The following is a 16,602-nucleotide window of genomic DNA, read 5'->3' as shown; positions in this document are numbered from 1 at the left end:
GCATGCCCTCTCCTGATCCGCAAAATTGTTTGCGGTCGAGTGTCGCGCAAATGCGAGGGGCGTCCGAAGATTGAGGCACGAACCGACCCCCCAGGATTTCACGGGTTGCGAATTGGGGGAGCGCGAAAGGGCCGCCCGCGTGGCAGGCGATCGAAGCCGGGCGCGACCGGTGCCCCTCTCCGCTCAATCGCCTGCGCATGCTCGGCATTCGCTTCGAGGGGCACCGGTCGCGCCCGGCTTCTCCAACTGGGGACTAACGCGGGTGCGGTCCTGGCTCGGCGGTGAATTGGGGCGCGAGACGCGCTTCGTTCCAGCGCCAGGGCAGGGCGCCGGGGCGGCGCAGGCCGGCCGTGACGCGCAGGGTCAGTCCGTGCTTGTCGTCGGTCCAGGTGACGTCGGACTCGGCGGTCAGGTGCAACAGCTCGCCGCGCGCGTAGTCGGGCACCAGCAAGCCCGCGCGCGGATGGCGCAGCAGGTTGCCCAGCGTCATGAAGAAGCGGTTGCCGGGAAACTCCGGGATCCACAGCGTGATGCCGCCGTCCAGTCGACGTTCTGCCCGGATGAAGCCGGGCGGGCCGCCGCGGTGCGAGACGTCGACACCGTCCGCGCGCCCGTCGCCGGGCACCGGCGCCGACGCGCTCGCGATGAACAGGGTGTCCGCGGCCTCGATCAGCGCCAGCGCGCCGTCATCGAGCGCCGCGCCCAGCGGCTGCGCCAACGCGGGCGGCGCATCGTCCCAGGCCAGCGGATCACGCGCCTGGATGTACTTCGGGCAATTGCCGAAGCTCTGCACGACGCCGACCGACAGGCGTTCGCCGGACAGCGCGAGCAGCCGCCCGTTCATGCGGTTGCGCCGGCGTGTGTGCGGCTCGAGCCCGAGCAGCCCCACCGGCGCACCCGGTCCGTGCGCCCGCAGCGCGGCGAGCGCGGGATCCTGGCCGTCCAGCGCCGCAGCCACCGTCATCGTCCGCGCGTCCGGTGTCGCGACGAAGCCGGGTGGGCCCGCCACCATCGTCGCCCACGGCTGGCCCGCGGCATCGATCGCGCCGAGCAACAGCGTGGGCAGCTTGTTGAACAGCTCGCGGTGCTGGTCGGGCATGTGGTCCCGGACCACCTGGGGGCCGATCTCGGCCATGCGCTCGCGGACGCCCATCCGTTCCTGCAGCGTCTGCTCGCCGGGGTGCCAGGTCGTGTCCATGGCGTGCCTCAGAACTTGTCCGGCAGCGGCTTGAAGCGCGGCAGCGCCTCGATGCGCGCCAGCCAGCCGCGCAGGCGGGGGTAGTCGGCCAGCGACAGGCCGCCCAGCGGCGCCTGCGCCGTGTAGCCGTAGAAGGCCACGTCGGCCAGCGTCGGGCGGTCGGCGATCAGGAAGTCGGTGCGGGAGAGCTGCTCCTCGATGAGCGCGAACAGCCGATGTCCCAACGCCAACGAGGCCGGATCGACCGGCAACCCGGTCAGCGTGCGGAAACGCGGCGTCGCCGCGCCCGGCCCGAGCAGGCTCACCGACAGGCTGAACCAGCGCTGCTGCCAGGCGGCCTCGATGGCATCGCGCGGCAGCCAGCCGGCATCGGGCGCGTAGCGCGTCGCCAGGTAGACCAGGATCGCGTTGCTCTCCGGCAGGACCAGGTCGCCGTCTTCCAGCACCGGCACCTGGCTGAGCGGATTCATGGCCACAAACGCCGGTTGCCGTTGATCGCCGCCGGCCAGGTTGATGTCGACCACCGTGTACGGCAGGTCGAGCAGGGACAGCAGCAGCTCGACGCGGTGGCAATGGCCGGAGGCGGCCACGCGATGCAGACGGAACGGCGCGGATGGGCGGAGGACGGAGGCGTTCATCGGGGAGGGCTCCAGCGGAGGTCTTCAGAGGCCCGTACCGTAGCTCTTGCAGTTGCTGGCTGGAATGCCGATGGCGGATCATTCAGAATTGCAGCTGCCGAAATAATGTGACGCTGCGGGCTTGCGGCGTTCCTGGACATGGATCACCTCGACCGCCTGCGCTGCTTCGTCGCCGTGGCCGACACGCAGAGCTTTGCCGCTGCCGCGCGACGGATGGGTTGCTCGGCGCCGGCCGCCACGCGCGCCATCGCGGCCTTGGAGCAGCGGCTCGGCGTGCAGCTGTTCCAGCGCAGCACGCGCTCGGTGCGGTTGACCGAGGCCGGGGAGCGCTTCGTCGTCGACTGCCGCCGCATCCTTGGCGACCTCGACGAATCGGAGGCCGCGGCGGCCGGGGCGCAGGCCGAGCCGGCGGGCCTGCTGTCGCTGACCGCGCCCTCGATGTTCGGACGGCAACACGTGGCCCCGCTCGCCGCGGAGTTCCTCCAGCAGCACGCGCGGATTCGGCTCAAGCTCTTGCTGGTCGACCGGGTCGTGTCGCTGCTGGACGAGGGGCAGGACCTGGCGGTGCGGATCGCCCACCTGCCGGATTCAGGATTGACCGCGGTGCCGGTGGGCGCGATGCGACGGGTGATCGTGGCATCGCCCGACTATCTGCGCCGTGCCGGTGAACCGCGCACGCCGCGGGACCTCGTCGACCACCGGATCATCGCCAGCTACTTCGACGGCCAGAGCATGACGCCCTGGCGCTTCCGCGACGGCCCGCAAGCGCTGTCGCCCACGCTGATGGTGAACGACAACGCCGCGGGCATCGCGGCCGCGGTGGCCGGTGTGGGTCTGGCGCGGTGCCAGGTCTATCAGGCGGCGGACGCGGTGCGGAGCGGCCTGCTGCGCATCGTGCTCGCCGACCATGAACTGCCGGCGGCACCGGTGCATCTCGTCCATGCCGCCGGGCGGCGCGTGCCCGCGTCGCTGCGGCTGCTGGTGGACTTCATGGCCGCGCGGCTGCGCGCCGAGCCGGTGCTGGGCGGCGACGCGTTCCTGCGCGCGCCCTAGCGCCGTGCATGGCGAGGGAATCAGCCCTTCGCCGTCGCCTTCTTCGCCGCGACCTTCTTGGCTGCGGGTGTCTTGGCCGCGGGCGTCTTGGCTGCGGGCCTGGCGCCGGTCTTGGCGCCCGGCTTCGCGGCGCGCGGCTCGAACTCGAAGATCACCTTGCCTTCCTTCTTGTCGTAGGTCAGGAAGGCCTTGAACTTGCGACGCGTCTTGTTGGAGACGAAGTTCTCCAGCAGGTCCGTCTTGCCGGTCGCGAGCAGCTTGCTCATCTGCTCGGGCTCGATCGGCTGCTGCAGGATGATCTTGCCGCTCTTGAAGTCGCAGGTGACCTTGTCGCCGACCGCGTGCTCGCAGACGTAGTTGCTGCCGAAGTCGAAGACGCGGCCGTTGCACTTCGGGCAGTGGCCCAGCGGCGTGTGAGCGCTGAAGTCCACCGGCTCGCCGTTCTCCTCGGCCTTCTTCGCGTCCTCGCCGAAGTCGAACTCCAGCTTCCAGTTGTCGATCTCGGCGTCGAACACCAGCGCCAGCTCGGCGGTGAACGGCCAGCCGGCCTTGGACCGGAAGCCCTCCAGCGGACCGACCTTCTTGTCGCGCAGGAAGGTCTCGACCTCGGCCAGCTCGAAGCTGCGGCCGCCCGGGATCTTGGGGATGGAGAAGCCGCACTCGTCGCCGTTGCCGACCTTGCCGGTGCAGGTGAAGCGGCGGTAGTTCTCCTTGACCACGCCGCCGCACTTCGGACACGGCGTCTTCAGCGTCGCGTAGTCGCCGGGGATGGTGTCGCGGTCGTATTCCTTGGCCTTGCGCACGACCTTCTCGGTCATCGCGGCGATCTCGGCCATGAAGGCCTCGCGCTTGAGGCGGCCCTTCTCCATCTCGGACAGCTGGAACTCCCAGTTGCCGGTCAGCTCGGGCTTGGTCAGCTCCTCCACGCCCAGGCCGCGCAGCAGCGTCATCAACTGGAAGGCCTTGGCGGTCGGGATCATCTCGCGGCCTTCGCGCAGCATGTACTTCTCGGCCAGCAGCCCTTCGATGATCGCGGCGCGCGTGGCCGGCGTGCCCAGGCCCTTCTCGGCCATGGCCTCGCGCAGCTCGTCGTCGTCGACCAGCTTGCCCGCGCCTTCCATCGCCGACAGCAGCGTCGCTTCCGTGTAGCGCGCCGGCGGCTTGGTCACCAGCGCCTTCACCTCGGTGCCCTCGGTGCGCACCACCTCGCCGGCCTTCACCGGCACCAGCATCGCGCCGCTGGTGCCCGGCTCGGCGTTCTCGTCGGTCGCTTCCTTGCCGTAGACGGCCTGCCAGCCCGGCTTCACCAGCACCTTGCCGTTGGTCTGGAACGCATAGGCCTTCTCCGGCGTCTTCACCGTCGAGATCCGCGTCGTGACCTGGAACTCGGCCGGCGGGAAGAACACGGCCAGGAAGCGCTTGACGACCATGTCGTAGAGCTTGGCCTCGGCCTCGGTCAGGCTGCGCGGCGGCTGCAGCGTCGGGATGATCGCGAAGTGGTCCGACACCTTGGTGTTGTCGAAGACCTTCTTCGTCGGCTTGATGTAGCCCTTGTCCAGCGCCGTCTTCGCGTGCTGCGCCAGCGCCTGCAGCGGGCCGGGCATGTCCTCGCTGGCGATCATGCGCGCGGTGTCCTGCGCGACGATCAGGTAGTCCTCGGGCAGGTAGCGCGAGTCGGTCCGCGGGTAGGTCAGCACCTTGTGCTTTTCGTACAGCGCCTGCGCCAGACCCAGCGTCGTCTTGGCCGAGAAGCCGAAGCGCGAGTTGGCCTCGCGCTGCAGCGTGGTCAGGTCGTACAGGCCGGGGCTGGCCGTCGTGCTGGGCTTGGATTCCTCGGTCACCGTCGCGGGCTGGCCCAGCGCCGCGGCGGCGATGGCATCGGCCTCCGCCTGCGTCCAGACGCGGTCCGCGCGCTGCTCGGGATCGTCGGCGTTCTTCTTGAACGCGGGGTCGAACCACTTGCCCTCGTACTGGCCGGCCTCGGCGTCGAAGCTGCCGCGGATTTCCCAGTAGTCGCGGTAGACGTGCTTGCGGATCTTCTCCTCGCGCTCGACGACGATGGACAGCGTCGGCGTCTGCACGCGACCCACGGTGGTCAGGAAGAAGCCGCCGTCGCGCGAGTTGAACGCGGTCATCGCCCGCGTGCCGTTGATGCCCACCAGCCAGTCGGCTTCCGAGCGGCAACGCGCCGCGTCGGCCAGCGGCAGCATCTGCTGGTCGGTGCGCAGGCGTTCGAAGCCGTCGCGTATCGCCTGCGGCGTCATCGACTGCAGCCACAGCCGGCTCACCGGCTTGGCGACCTGCGCCTTGGCCGTGCCGGCGTACTGGACGATCAGGCGGAAGATCAGTTCCCCTTCGCGCCCCGCGTCACACGCGTTGATCAGCGAGGTCACGTCCTTGCGCTTGATCAGCTTGACCAGCGCGTTCAGCCGGCCCTTGCTCTTGTCGATCGGGTTCAGATCGAAGTGGGGCGGGATCACCGGCAGGTGGGCAAAACTCCACTTGCCGCGTTTGACGTCGAACTCCTCCGGCGCCTTGATCTCCACCAGATGGCCGACGGCCGAGCTGACGACGTACGCGTCGTTCTCGAAATACTCGTCGTGCTTCTCGAACTTGCCCGACAGCGCGGTCAGCGCCTTGACGATGTCTTGCGCCACCGACGGCTTCTCCGCGATCACCAATGCCTTGCTCATGCGCTTGCTTCTTTCCTCTTCGTTCAGGCGTCCAAGATCTTCATGAACGTCTGCCTACAATCCGGCCTCGCGCGCCTACGTACGTGTGTACACGCGCGCGCACCCATGAATTCAATGTACCGGACTCGCTCCATGCCGCAACCGCGCCCCGCTCCGAGTGTTCCCGCCCCCGCCGACGATGCCGTCGTTCCTCCCGTGACCCGGAGAAGCGCCCGGATCCAGGTCCGGGCCTCCGGCGTGCATGGCCGCGGCGTGTACGCGCTGGTGCCGCTGCAGGCCGGCGAGAAGCTCATCGAATACAAGGGCGAGCACATCGACTGGGACGAAGCGCTGCGTCGCCATCCGCACGATCCGTCGCAACCGGACCATACCTTCTACTTTCACCTTGAGACCGGCGGGGTCATCGACGCGGCCGTCGACGGCAACAACGCGCGCTGGATCAACCACGCCTGCAGCCCCAACTGCGAGGCACGCGAACTCGACGGCCGGGTGTTCATCCATGCGTTGACGGACATTTCCCCTGGCGAGGAGCTGTTCTACGACTATGGTCTGGTGATCGACGAACGCTATACGCCCAAGCTGAAGAAGCGGTTCGAGTGCCGCTGCGGCACGCCGGGTTGCCGCGGCACGATGCTGGCGCCCAAGGACAGGAAGCGCTGAGCGGCGTCCGGAGCGGGCGGGGGGCGTCGGAGGTCGCCGAGGCACCCTGTCAGGTCCTACAGCCACCGATTCGCGGTGCGGGCCCCCGGACCATGACCATCTCCCTCTAGACTCGGACCATTCACGACCACCGGGCCGCTCGGCCCGGGAAGACCAAGACGGATCGCAAGATCACATTCGCGGCGATGCAAGAACATCAGAACTGGGGCGCTGAGGCCCTGTGGCAAGACCTGGAGCCGTTGCTGCCGGGGCTCAGCATCGAGGTGCTGGCGCGGGTCGAATCGACCAACGCCACGCTGATCGAGCGCGTGCGCCGCGACGAGGGCACCGTGGCCACGGGCCGCGCCGGCGATCGTCCGTACGGACGGCGCCAGCATGACCTGCACCCCTGCCTGCTCATCGCCGAACACCAGACCCACGGCCGCGGCCGGCAGGGCCGCGCCTGGCACAGCACGCCCGGCGCGTCGCTGACCTTCTCGCTGTCGATGCCGGTGGAGGTCGCGGACTGGTCCGGACTGTCGCTGGTCGTCGGCGCGGCGATCGCCGAGGCGCTCGACCCCGACGGCAGCCGCCTCGGCCTGAAATGGCCCAACGACCTGTGGCTCGATGAGCGCAAGCTCGGCGGCATCCTGATCGAGACCGTGCCGGCGGGCAACTCGCGCATGGCGGTGGTCGGCGTGGGCCTGAACGTGTCGGATCGCGCGAAGGTCGCGGAGTCGCAGCTGAACACCGGCTTCGCCTGCCTTCAGGAACTGATTCCCGACGTCACGCCGCCGCAGGCGCTGGCGCGGCTGGCGCCGGTGCTGGTGAAGGCGCTGGCGGCGTTCCCGCAGAGCGGGTTCGGCGCCTGGCGCGAGCGCTTCGCGCGCCGCGACCTGCTGCAGGGCAAGGCGATCACCGCCGGCGCGCTGGAAGGCACCGGCGCGGGCGTCAACGATCGCGGTGAACTGCTGATCGACACCCCGCAGGGGCGCCAGACGGTCAGCGGCGGCGAGGTCAGCGTGCGGCTCGGCGGCGCGTCCGCCGGACAGGGGTAAGCCACGATGCTGCGCGCCGCGGTCGTCCTGTTGTTCGTCGTCAACGTGCTGGTGTTCGCGTGGAACAAGGGGTGGATCGCCGGTGTGGCACCCGCCACGCCACGGTTGGACCAGCAGATCAATCCGGAGCGGCTGTCGCTGCTCAACCAGAAGGCCGTCACGCAGCTCGCGGCTCGGTCTTGCCTGGAGCTGGGGCCGCTGATCGGCGATGAGCTGCTCAAGCGCGCCAATGCGGCGCTGACGGGAGCCGGGATTCCGGCGTCGTCGATTGAGGCCAATGCCGTCAACACGGGCGGCGTGTGGGCGCTGGCGACGATCAAGATGCCGAGCAAGGACTTCCGCGAACGCAAGGAAGAGACCTATCGCAGCGCCAAGATCGCGTTCGAGCCGCTGCAGGGCTTCCCCGACGAGCAGCCGACGCTGGTGCTCAGCAAGCACGACAGTGAAGCGGCGGCGCAGGCGGCCCTCGACGGCATGACCAAGCGGAACTACAAGGGCCTGCGCGTGATGCGTCTGCAAGAGCCGCTGCAGCAGACCACGCTGCGGCTGGCGCGGCTGGACGGGACGCAGTCCGGGAAGTTGAATGCGCTGGCCAATCCGCCTTGGGGCGAGAAGCGCAAGGATTGCTCCGTGGAGGCGCCGACCGCTTCATCCGCGGCAAGCGCGGCGAACGGCTCAGGGTCGGGCGCGAGCCGCTGACGACAAGACCTGACCCTCGCTGACTGCTGCGTCTGCTGGCCCTCACCCCCACCCTCTCCCGCAAGCGGGAGAGGGAGTGAGAGTGCACCGAGCTGACCGGATGATTCCCTTTCCCACTTGCGGGCGGTCACGGCGGACCGAGGGAATGACTCCCTCTCCCGCTTGCGGGACACCGCCTACCTGACGAGTTCCGGGCGTTGGCCGCCTATGCGTGGGGCCCCCGCGGCAAGCGCGGAAACCCCACGCATAGCCGTCCCCAACCAGTTCCGTACTGCCCCGGTTTTGCTACCGAGGACTTCGTGGATCTCGGGCTCGATTACTTCGAGCGGATCTTGGCAAGACGCGGCTTCGGCCAACGCAGTGCCACGATCGCCAGCACCAAGCCTGCCAGCCACAGGCCGCTCATCGCGCCACCACCGCCACCACCCGACGACGGCGGCGTGTTGTCGACGGGTGTCGTGGACGTCGTGACCGCAGCAACCGCCGCATTCGCATCGAGCATCCCGGCGCCGCAGGTGCTCGTCGTGCAGTTGCACTCGAGCTGCGGCTGCGTGCTGTTGCCGGCCACGCACTGCGCAACGCCCGCCGCGGCGGCCGGGAAGGCCCGGGCCGACGACTGCAGCGCGGCCTTGATCTGCGTCGGCGTCAGGCTCGAATTCACCGACAGCATCAGCGCGATCGTGCCGCTGACCAGCGGTGTGGAGAAGCTCGTGCCGGTGCCGGTGTAGTTGAAGGCGTTGCTGGCCGCGACCGGCGTGGTCGTGCCGCTGTTGCTGGTGGACAGGATCGGGTACAGGCAGGCACCGGTCGTGTTGACGCAGTTGCCGCCCGGCGCACTGATGGTGATCTGCGGGCCCAGGTTGGAGAAGCCGACCTTGGTCCCCGCATGGCGCAGGCCCGCCACCGCGATGACGTTGCTGCAGTTGGCCGGCGTGCCGACGGCGACGCCGCCTTCCTTGGTCGGGTCGTCGTTCTCGACGCCGTTGCCGGCGGCCGCGACGACCGTCGCGCCGACGCCGACCGCCGCGTTGATCGCGTCCTGGTAGGTGGAGGAGCAGGCGCCGTCGCCACCCAGGCTCATGTTGATGACCTTGGCCGGGTTGCTGTTGGTGGGCAGGCCCGGCACGGTGACGCCCGCCGCCCAGCGCATGCCGGCGGCGATGTCCGAGGCCCAGCCGCCGCACTTGCCCAGCACGCGCACCGGCAGGATCTTGGCGTTGTAGGCCAGGCCGGCCATGCCCTGGCCGTTGTTGGCGATGGCGGCGATCAGACCCGACACGCGCGTGCCGTGCCAGGAACTGGAGCCGATGTCGTCGGCCGTGCAACTGCTGCCCAGCCGGCCGCTGTCGATGTCGGACTGGTCGACCCAGTCGCCGGGATCGCTCGGGTCGCTGTCGGCGCCGTCGCCGTCATTGGCGGTCGCGATCACGCTGGTGCCGCTGTTGCCGAAGCCGATCATGTCGTAGCCCTGGACGAACTGGCCGGCCAGGTCCGGGTGGTCCATGCGCGCGCCGGTGTCCAGCACCGCGACGACGACGCCCGTGCCGGTCGACTTGTCCCACGCCGCCGGCGCATTGATCGAGGACAGCACCGTGGCGTCCGGCGCCTTCAGGTACCACTGGCCCGCGGTGACGCCGGCCGACGCGGCGGTCGCGTACAGCGGATCGTTGGGCACGGAGAAATGCTTCTGCCAGCGGTCGATCTCGACCGACTCGACATCGCCGTCGGTGGCCAGCCGCTTGGCGAGCTCGGCCGAGCTCATGCCGCTGGCCGTGTAGACGTGGGTGCGGCTGTCCAGGCTGCGGCGCGCGTGCAGCGTGGCCGCGTGTCTCATGCCCAGCGTGGTGCCGCGCACCTGCGCGATGTCCTTCGCTTCGGAGGCCGTCGCCCGCACGGCGAGCGGCCGTGCCTTGACCGCATCCGCCTGCGCCTTGAAGCGCACGATCACGCGCGCGAAATCGGGCTGTTGATCCGGCTGCAGCGCGGTGCCGGTGACCGCGCCGGCAGTGCCGGCTCCGAACAAACCGAGTACAGCCACGGCAGCAGCCAGACGCTTCGGCAAAGACAGCACGGACATGCGGAAACTCCACAAAACTGAGCTAACCAGTTTATGTGTGAGGCCGCCAAGAAATTGCTAATGCGATGACACATTTGCTGCGAGGCATCACCTCCAAAGGGGGATTCCTCACGCAAATTTGAGTCATCTATCGTCGAAGTGGTGACCGTTCGTATCGGGGACGGTTTTGGCATGCCGGGAGGCCTTGAGAGACGCCTTGAAGGACGCCTTGAAGGACGCTCGCGACCTGGACGTCACGGAAACGAAAAAGCCCCGCCGGGGCGGGGCTTCGGAAGGCGGGAAAGAGGCCGCCGGGGTCGCTTACTTGGCGACGACCTTGACCATCTCCAGCACCTTGTTCGAGTAGCCCCACTCGTTGTCGTACCAGGACACCAGCTTGACGAAGGTGCCGTCCAGGGCGATGCCGGCGTCGGCGTCGAAGATGGAGGTACGCGGGTCGCCGCGGAAGTCGGTGGCGACGACCTTGTCCTCGGTGTAGCCCAGCACGCCCTTCAGGGCGCCTTCGCTCTGGGCCTTCATTTCGGCGCAGATTTCGGCGTAGGTGGCGTTGTTGTTGAGCTCGACGGTCAGGTCGACGACGGAGACGTCGGAGGTCGGCACGCGGAAGGACATGCCGGTCAGCTTCTTGTTCAGCTCGGGGATCACCACGCCCACGGCCTTGGCGGCGCCGGTGGAGGACGGGATGATGTTCTCGAGGATGCCGCGGCCGCCGCGCCAGTCCTTGTTGGACGGGCCGTCGACGGTCTTCTGCGTGGCGGTGGTGGCGTGCACGGTGGTCATCAGGCCGCGCTTGATGCCCCACTTGTCGTTCAGCACCTTGGCCAGCGGGGCCAGGCAGTTGGTGGTGCAGCTGGCGTTGGAGATGATGGCCTGGCCGGCGTAGGTCTTGTCGTTGACGCCGTAGACGAACATCGGGGTGTCGTCCTTGGACGGGGCCGACATGATGACCTTCTTGGCGCCGGCGGTCAGATGCTTCTCGCCGGTTTCCTTGGTCAGGAACAGGCCGGTGGCTTCGACGACGATGTCGGCGCCGACCTCGTTCCACTTCAGCTCGGCGGGATCCTTGACCTGGGTCAGGCGGATGCGCTGGCCGTTGACGATCAGCGTGTTGCCGTCGACCGCCACATCGCCGTCGAAGCGGCCGTGGACGCTGTCGTACTTGAGCATGTAGGCCAGGTAATCGGGCTCGAGCAGGTCGTTGATGGCGACGATCTGGATGTCCTTGAAGTTCGCCACGGCGGCGCGGAACACCATGCGGCCGATGCGACCGAACCCGTTGATACCGATCTTGATGGTCATGAGGAAAGTCTCCTGCGAGTGAAATGAATCGATGACGTCATGGGCGCGTCGCCCAGCCAGTGGACGTCGTGCCGCGGAGGTGTTCGGTCCGGCGCGTCGAGCGGGGCTGCGAGGCAGCGGGCCAGGGCGCCGGGAACCCTCGATTTGAACAGATAGTCGCGGACCGGCGTTTCGAGCGGGTTACCGGGTTACGAGTAATTTCAAAGCGCGGGTACATCGCCGGTGCGGGACGCTTCGTTCGAAGCTGCACGCCCAGCAAAAAGGGGTGCCGAAGCACCCCTTTGCTGTCGATCGCCGAAGCGGTCGTGGCTTACTTCAGGCGCGCCTTGCCCAGCACCACCTTGACGGTGTCGGCGACGTTCTCCGGCGTGAAGCCGAAGTGCTTGAACAGCACGTTGGCCGGGGCCGACTCGCCGTAGGTGTCCAGGCCGACGACGGCGGACACGCCGTACTTCCACCACAGGTCGGTCACGCCGGCCTCGATGGCGACGCGCGGCAGGCCGTCCGGCAGCACGCCCTTCTTGTACTTGGCGTCCTGGCGGTCGAACAGGCTCGTGCAGGGCATCGAGACCACGCGCACCGGGATGCCGGCCACGGCCAGCTGCTGCTGCGCCGCGATGGCCAGCTGCACTTCCGAGCCGGTGGCGATCAGCACGGCTTGCGCCTTCTTCTTCAGGCCGACGTCGGCCGGCTCGCTCAGCACATAGCCGCCGGTGGTGATGGCGTCGACGGCCTCGCCCGACTTCTTCAGGTAGGGCAGGTTCTGGCGGCTCAGCGCGAGCACGCTGGGGCGCTGGCTGTTGGCCAGGGCCAGCGTCCAGGCCACCGCGGTCTCGGCGGTGTCGGCGGGACGCCAGACGTCCAGGCCGGGGATCAGTCTCAGGCTGGAGACGTGCTCGACGGACTGGTGGGTCGGGCCGTCTTCGCCCAGGCCGATGGAGTCGTGCGTGAACACGTGGATCACGCGCTGCTTCATCAGCGCGGCCATGCGGATGGCGTTGCGGCTGTAGTCGCTGAAGGTCAGGAAGGTGCCGCCGTAGGGGATGAAACCGCCGTGCAGCGCGACGCCGTTCATGATCGCGGCCATGCCGAACTCGCGCACGCCGTAGTTGATGTGGCGGCCGCCGTTGGAGCTGCCGTCCTCTTCCAGGCGGAAGGCGGGCGTGCTCTTGGTGTTGGTCAGGTTGGAGCCGGTCAGGTCGGCCGAGCCGCCCAGCAGTTCGGGCATCGCGGCGGTGAAGGCTTCCAGCGCGATCTGGCTGGCCTTGCGGGAGGCGACGGTCTCCGCCTTCTCATGCGCGCCGATGACGGCCTGCGCGGCGACGTCGGCGAAGTTGGGCGGCAGCACGCCGGCGATGCGGCGGGAGAACTCCGCGGCCAGTTCCGGGAACTGCGTGGCGTAAGCGTCGAACTTCTCGTCCCAGGCCTTTTCGAAGCCCGTGCCGGCGTCCTTGGCGTCCCAGTCGGCGTAGACCTCGGCGGGCAGCACGAAGGGCTCGTGCGACCAGCCCAGCGCTTCGCGGGTCAGCTTGATTTCCTCGGCGCCGAGCGGCTCGCCGTGGGCCTTCGACGTGTTGGCGCGGTTCGGGCTGCCCTTGCCGATGTGCGTCTTCGCGATGATCAGCGAGGGCTTGTCCTTGCTGGTCTTGGCCAGCGCGATGGCGGCGTCGACGGCGTCGACGTCATGGCCGTCGACCGGGCCGACGACGTTCCAGCCGTAGGCGGCGAAGCGCTTGGCGGTGTCGTCGCCGAACCAGGGACCGACCTGGCCGTCGATGGAGATGCCGTTGTCGTCGTAGATCGCGATCAGCTTGTTCAGCTTCCACGAGCCGGCCAGCGAGCAGGCTTCATGGCTGATGCCTTCCATCAGGCAGCCGTCGCCGAGGAAGGCGTAGGTGTGATGGTCGACGATGGTGTGGCCGTCGCGGTTGAATTCCTTGGCGAGCTGCTTCTCAGCCAGCGCGAAGCCGACGGCGTTGGTGATGCCCTGGCCGAGCGGGCCGGTGGTGGTCTCGACGCCGGGGGTGATGCCGACTTCCGGGTGGCCCGGGGTCTTGGAGTGCATCTGGCGGAAGGCCTTGAGCTCGGAGACGGGCAGGTCATAGCCGGTCAGGTGCAGCAGGGCGTAGATCAGCATCGAGCCGTGGCCGTTGGACAGCACGAAGCGGTCGCGGTCGGCCCACTGCGGGTTGGCCGGGTTGTGGCGCAGGTGGCGCTTCCACAGCGCGACGGCGATCTCGGCCATGCCCATCGGGGCGCCCGGGTGGCCGGAGTTGGCCTGCTGGACGGCGTCCATCGCCAGGGCACGGATGGCGTTGGCCATCTGGGTGGTGTTCGGGGTGACGACGGCAGCGCTGGTCTCGGCCATGGTGTTGGTCTCGGGCAGGAGTTGGGGCAAACCCGGCATTCTAGTGACCCGCCGCAAACTCGCTTTGGGCGCCCCGCTTCGTTGCGAATCCTCGCCATAGCTGGGCTATGGCTCCGGTTCACGCCTAGCGGTGCATCCCAAAGCGAGTCCGCGGCGGGTCACTAGATCGAGCGGTGTGGTCGAACACTACACTCGCGCTCGATATTTTCTGGATTGACGATGCGAGCCATGATCCTCGCGGCCGGGCGCGGCGAGCGCATGCGGCCGCTGACCGACCACACGCCCAAGCCCTTGCTGAAGGTGCGCGGCAAGCCGCTGATCGAGTGGCACATCGAGGCGTTCGCGCGGGCCGGGATCCGGGACATCGTGATCAACACGGCGTGGCTGCACGAGCAGTTCGAAGCGACGCTGGGCGACGGCGCGCGATTCGGCGTGACGCTGCACTACAGCCACGAAGGCGAGCGCTACGGCCACGCGCTGGAGACGGGCGGCGGCATCGCGACGGCGCTGGACCTGCTGTGCGCGGATGGCGACGACGCGTTCTGGGCGGTGTCCGCGGACATCTTCATTCCCGATTTCGAGTTTGATGCGGCACAGGCCGCAGCCTTCGCGGCGAGCCCGCTGCTGGCGCACCTGTGGTTCGTGCCGAAGCAGCCGCGACATCCGACGGGCGACTTCGGCATCGACGCGGAAGGCTTCGCGACGATCGATGGCGATCTCGAGGTCTACAGCAACATCGGTCTGTACAAGCGCGCGTTCTTCGACGGCGTGCAGGCGGGGCAGCATCAGCGCATTCGCGCGAGCCTCGACCGCGCGATCAACGCGCGGGCGGTGACGGCGGAGCTCTACACCGGGCCGTGGGCGAATGTGGGGTCGCCGGAGCAGTTGGAAGAGCTCAACGGCAAGGGCTGACAACGAGCAGCCTGTTTTTTGAGATCGCAATTTGCGATCTCAAAAAACCGTCACTCCATGAGCTTTCTGAGGCCGGTCTGGAAGGCGACGGTGAGCACGCCAATGATGAAAGCGCCGAGGAAGCTGGTATCCAGGATGAACTTGAAGGCGACCAGCATCAGCAGAGGCGCGACCAGCAAACCGCGCAAAGGTCCGAGCAGCAGCAAGCCGGCGATCACGACCAACCCCGACACGACGCTGGCGACCGCGCAGCGACCGAAGCTCACTTCATGCGCGCCAACGATCTTTGCGGCGAACCAGATGCAGCCAATGCTGGCGATGGTCGAGACGACCATGGAGAGCAGGCTGAAAGTGGCGAAGAGGGTGCTCATGGCGTGCGCGTTCTGACAGTCCGGAATCGAAGCGCGCGAGTCTAGATCCCGCGCGTGTGCTCGCGAGACCCTCTGAAGAGGGGGGCAACTGCGGAAATTCGAGCGGAGCACTGCGGCGTTTTGAGATCGCAATTTACGATCTCAAACGATGAGACCCAGAAACGAGAAACCCGCCTTTTGCACGTCTGCTTGCGCAGAACCCTGGCCGAAAACCAGGACGTGTGGCGGGTGTGTTGGGATGAAGTCTAAGCGGCAACTTCGGGATGAAGCAAGGGCCGTGTGGCGTCGTTGACGACGACCTGACAAGACCTGGCCCTTCGGTGGGAAGCGCATCCCCCACACGACCCCACGATGGCGGAATCGCCGGAGCTCTTTGATCTTTATCAGAGAGTGAGACCGCGACCGGTTGCACGATGGACTCCGGTGTTTCAAACCCACCTTGCTGATCCCGCTCTCGCGTTCAATGCGAGTGCGCCGTCCCTGTCATTTCGATCATGGGCGAGATGGACCATTCCGTGAGGGTGGTCACACGGCGAAAGCAAGGTGGTTTGAACATCTCGCCCACCCCTTCGATTCGATCGTCCGCATGTCGCGGCTTGGCAGTCGAAGCCGGTGGTTTCCAAAGTTCTTCGGAGTCTTACGAACATGGGAACCCTGCATCAAACGCATATCAACGAAGCGCGCGGTCCGATCCGCGACCGCCGTCCGCTGGCGGGCTGCGACGTCGGCGCGCTCATCAGCCTTCAAAACGAATGGGGCATGAGCGACGCGCAGCTCTTCGGCCTGCGCCTCGGCGCCGACGCTGTGTGCCTGCGCACGGACGTGTCCGTTGCCTCGGCAATCGCCAACCTGCGTCACACGCTGGTGTCCGCAGCGGCGACGCTGTCGATGGTCGAGGAGAACTGCGTGGAGGGCGATCCCTCCCGCCACGTCGTCGAGAGCGTGCGCCAGTCTCTGCGCGAAGGCCTCGGAATGCTCGGCATCGTCAGCCGCGCCGTCGACGAGGTGCCTGTTTGAGATCGCAATTTGCGATCTCAAACAGCAGAGCGCCGCTAGGGCAGAGCCGCCCACGCTCATGGGTCAATGACATGGCCCATGAGCGTGGGCGGCTGCGGGTTCGGTCCGGCGGGATGTTGAGACAGCAGCTTTGATCTTTGAGATCGCAAATTGCGATCTCAAACCCGAGTCGCGAGGAAAGTGGACTGATGTTTTGAGATCGCAATTTGCGATCTCAAACGTTCATAGGCTCACGCCCCCGAATGCCACCGCATCCACGCCGCCAGCAGCAGCCCCGCAGCGACCGTCCACGCGACCGTCGCTGCGATCAAGGTCTGCGTGAGCGCCATCCTCAGCGCCAACGCATACACCGTGGCGAGGTACACCGCATACGGCAGCAGGGACAGCAGCCCGAACAGCGCCGTCGTCCTGAGATCCGCCGCGGAGCGCTCTGTGCCGACGATGTAGTGCGCGATCAGCGCGAACGTCGGGAACAGTGGCACCAGTCCCGCGATGAAGAAGCTTTTCGACTTCGACAGCAGTGCGATGACCAGCACTGCCAGTGCGCCGAGCAGGCACTTCAGGAACAGAGCAAGCATCG

General features: G+C 67.6%; 14 protein-coding genes. 6 read left to right on the top strand and 8 right to left on the bottom strand.

What is annotated here, in order from left to right:
• Positions 1-253: 253 nt before the first annotated feature.
• Both AC1VNM_RS20075 and AC1VNM_RS20070 read right to left on the bottom strand, forming a co-directional pair.
• Complete coding sequence (locus AC1VNM_RS20075) at positions 254-1,198, bottom strand: flavin-nucleotide-binding protein (RefSeq protein WP_483108065.1); 945 nt, start codon at positions 1,196-1,198, stop codon at positions 254-256.
• A gap of 8 nt (positions 1,199-1,206) precedes the next feature.
• A complete protein-coding gene (locus AC1VNM_RS20070; RefSeq protein WP_483108064.1) occupies positions 1,207-1,836 on the bottom strand; it encodes a glutathione S-transferase family protein in 630 nt (209 codons plus the stop codon).
• Between the two features lie 138 nt (positions 1,837-1,974).
• Between AC1VNM_RS20070 and AC1VNM_RS20065 the strand changes: the two genes are divergently transcribed.
• On the top strand, positions 1,975-2,889 hold the full coding sequence (locus AC1VNM_RS20065; RefSeq protein ID WP_483108063.1) for a LysR family transcriptional regulator: 915 nt from the start codon (positions 1,975-1,977) through the stop codon (positions 2,887-2,889).
• Between the two features lie 20 nt (positions 2,890-2,909).
• Here AC1VNM_RS20065 and AC1VNM_RS20060 read toward each other — a convergent pair whose 3' ends face one another.
• Positions 2,910-5,582: a DNA topoisomerase III gene (locus AC1VNM_RS20060; RefSeq protein ID WP_483108062.1), complete on the bottom strand. Its 2,673-nt coding sequence runs from the start codon at positions 5,580-5,582 to the stop codon at positions 2,910-2,912.
• Positions 5,583-5,714: 132 nt separating this feature from the next.
• Here AC1VNM_RS20060 and AC1VNM_RS20055 point away from each other — a divergent pair, with 132 nt between their 5' ends.
• From AC1VNM_RS20055 to AC1VNM_RS20045, 3 genes are all read left to right on the top strand, one after another.
• Complete coding sequence (locus tag AC1VNM_RS20055) at positions 5,715-6,242, top strand: SET domain-containing protein (protein WP_483108061.1); 528 nt, start codon at positions 5,715-5,717, stop codon at positions 6,240-6,242.
• A gap of 185 nt (positions 6,243-6,427) precedes the next feature.
• Positions 6,428-7,279 (top strand): biotin--[acetyl-CoA-carboxylase] ligase, encoded by an 852-nt coding sequence (locus AC1VNM_RS20050; protein WP_483108060.1) that lies wholly within the window; start codon positions 6,428-6,430, stop codon positions 7,277-7,279.
• A 6-nt stretch (positions 7,280-7,285) separates the two neighbouring features.
• Entirely contained in the window at positions 7,286-7,978 is a 693-nt protein-coding gene (locus AC1VNM_RS20045) for a hypothetical protein (RefSeq protein WP_483108059.1), read from the top strand.
• A 316-nt stretch (positions 7,979-8,294) separates the two neighbouring features.
• Here AC1VNM_RS20045 and AC1VNM_RS20040 read toward each other — a convergent pair whose 3' ends face one another.
• The 3 genes from AC1VNM_RS20040 to tkt all read right to left on the bottom strand — a co-directional run bounded on the left by AC1VNM_RS20040 (position 8,295) and on the right by tkt (position 13,761).
• Complete coding sequence (locus AC1VNM_RS20040; protein WP_483108058.1) at positions 8,295-10,055, bottom strand: S8 family peptidase; 1,761 nt, start codon at positions 10,053-10,055, stop codon at positions 8,295-8,297.
• Between the two features lie 300 nt (positions 10,056-10,355).
• Positions 10,356-11,354 carry a type I glyceraldehyde-3-phosphate dehydrogenase gene (gene gap, locus AC1VNM_RS20035; protein ID WP_067281231.1) on the bottom strand — a complete coding sequence of 333 codons (999 nt, stop codon included), beginning with the start codon at positions 11,352-11,354 and terminating at the stop codon, positions 10,356-10,358.
• A 310-nt stretch (positions 11,355-11,664) separates the two neighbouring features.
• On the bottom strand, positions 11,665-13,761 hold the full coding sequence (gene tkt / locus AC1VNM_RS20030) for a transketolase (RefSeq protein WP_483108057.1): 2,097 nt from the start codon (positions 13,759-13,761) through the stop codon (positions 11,665-11,667).
• Between the two features lie 180 nt (positions 13,762-13,941).
• On the opposite strand from tkt, the gene murU reads away from it, so the two are divergent.
• Positions 13,942-14,634, top strand: a complete 693-nt coding sequence (gene murU / locus AC1VNM_RS20025) for an N-acetylmuramate alpha-1-phosphate uridylyltransferase MurU (RefSeq protein ID WP_483108056.1) — start codon at positions 13,942-13,944, stop codon at positions 14,632-14,634.
• 50 nt (positions 14,635-14,684) lie between these two features.
• Here the strand turns inward: murU and AC1VNM_RS20020 are convergent, their stop codons facing one another.
• On the bottom strand, positions 14,685-15,005 hold the full coding sequence (locus AC1VNM_RS20020) for a hypothetical protein (RefSeq protein ID WP_377159491.1): 321 nt from the start codon (positions 15,003-15,005) through the stop codon (positions 14,685-14,687).
• 645 nt (positions 15,006-15,650) lie between these two features.
• On the opposite strand from AC1VNM_RS20020, the gene AC1VNM_RS20015 reads away from it, so the two are divergent.
• Positions 15,651-16,022, top strand: coding sequence for a hypothetical protein (locus tag AC1VNM_RS20015; protein WP_483108055.1), 372 nt, complete (start codon positions 15,651-15,653; stop codon positions 16,020-16,022).
• A gap of 230 nt (positions 16,023-16,252) precedes the next feature.
• On the opposite strand, the gene AC1VNM_RS20010 is transcribed toward AC1VNM_RS20015, so the two are convergent.
• A complete protein-coding gene (locus AC1VNM_RS20010) occupies positions 16,253-16,600 on the bottom strand; it encodes a GlpM family protein (RefSeq protein ID WP_483108054.1) in 348 nt (115 codons plus the stop codon).
• Positions 16,601-16,602: the final 2 nt, after the last annotated feature.

This window comes from Mitsuaria sp. MSU3D (assembly GCF_056867975.1).
This window is presented reverse-complemented; position numbering and strand designations above follow the sequence as displayed.

What these genes read in the sequence shown, in the direction of transcription:
- AC1VNM_RS20070 (WP_483108064.1), bottom strand. Translation starts at nt 1,836, where the DNA reads ATGAACGCCTCCGTCCTCCGCCCATCCGCGCCGTTCCGTCTGCATCGC.
- AC1VNM_RS20060 (WP_483108062.1), bottom strand. Translation starts at nt 5,582, where the DNA reads ATGAGCAAGGCATTGGTGATCGCGGAGAAGCCGTCGGTGGCGCAAGAC.
- tkt (WP_483108057.1), bottom strand. Translation starts at nt 13,761, where the DNA reads ATGCCGGGTTTGCCCCAACTCCTGCCCGAGACCAACACCATGGCCGAG.
- gap (WP_067281231.1), bottom strand. Translation starts at nt 11,354, where the DNA reads ATGACCATCAAGATCGGTATCAACGGGTTCGGTCGCATCGGCCGCATG.
- AC1VNM_RS20065 (WP_483108063.1), top strand. Translation starts at nt 1,975, where the DNA reads ATGGATCACCTCGACCGCCTGCGCTGCTTCGTCGCCGTGGCCGACACG.
- AC1VNM_RS20040 (WP_483108058.1), bottom strand. Translation starts at nt 10,055, where the DNA reads ATGTCCGTGCTGTCTTTGCCGAAGCGTCTGGCTGCTGCCGTGGCTGTA.
- AC1VNM_RS20010 (WP_483108054.1), bottom strand. Translation starts at nt 16,600, where the DNA reads ATGCTTGCTCTGTTCCTGAAGTGCCTGCTCGGCGCACTGGCAGTGCTG.
- AC1VNM_RS20055 (WP_483108061.1), top strand. Translation starts at nt 5,715, where the DNA reads ATGCCGCAACCGCGCCCCGCTCCGAGTGTTCCCGCCCCCGCCGACGAT.
- AC1VNM_RS20075 (WP_483108065.1), bottom strand. Translation starts at nt 1,198, where the DNA reads ATGGACACGACCTGGCACCCCGGCGAGCAGACGCTGCAGGAACGGATG.
- AC1VNM_RS20050 (WP_483108060.1), top strand. Translation starts at nt 6,428, where the DNA reads ATGCAAGAACATCAGAACTGGGGCGCTGAGGCCCTGTGGCAAGACCTG.
- AC1VNM_RS20045 (WP_483108059.1), top strand. Translation starts at nt 7,286, where the DNA reads ATGCTGCGCGCCGCGGTCGTCCTGTTGTTCGTCGTCAACGTGCTGGTG.
- murU (WP_483108056.1), top strand. Translation starts at nt 13,942, where the DNA reads ATGCGAGCCATGATCCTCGCGGCCGGGCGCGGCGAGCGCATGCGGCCG.
- AC1VNM_RS20015 (WP_483108055.1), top strand. Translation starts at nt 15,651, where the DNA reads ATGGGAACCCTGCATCAAACGCATATCAACGAAGCGCGCGGTCCGATC.
- AC1VNM_RS20020 (WP_377159491.1), bottom strand. Translation starts at nt 15,005, where the DNA reads ATGAGCACCCTCTTCGCCACTTTCAGCCTGCTCTCCATGGTCGTCTCG.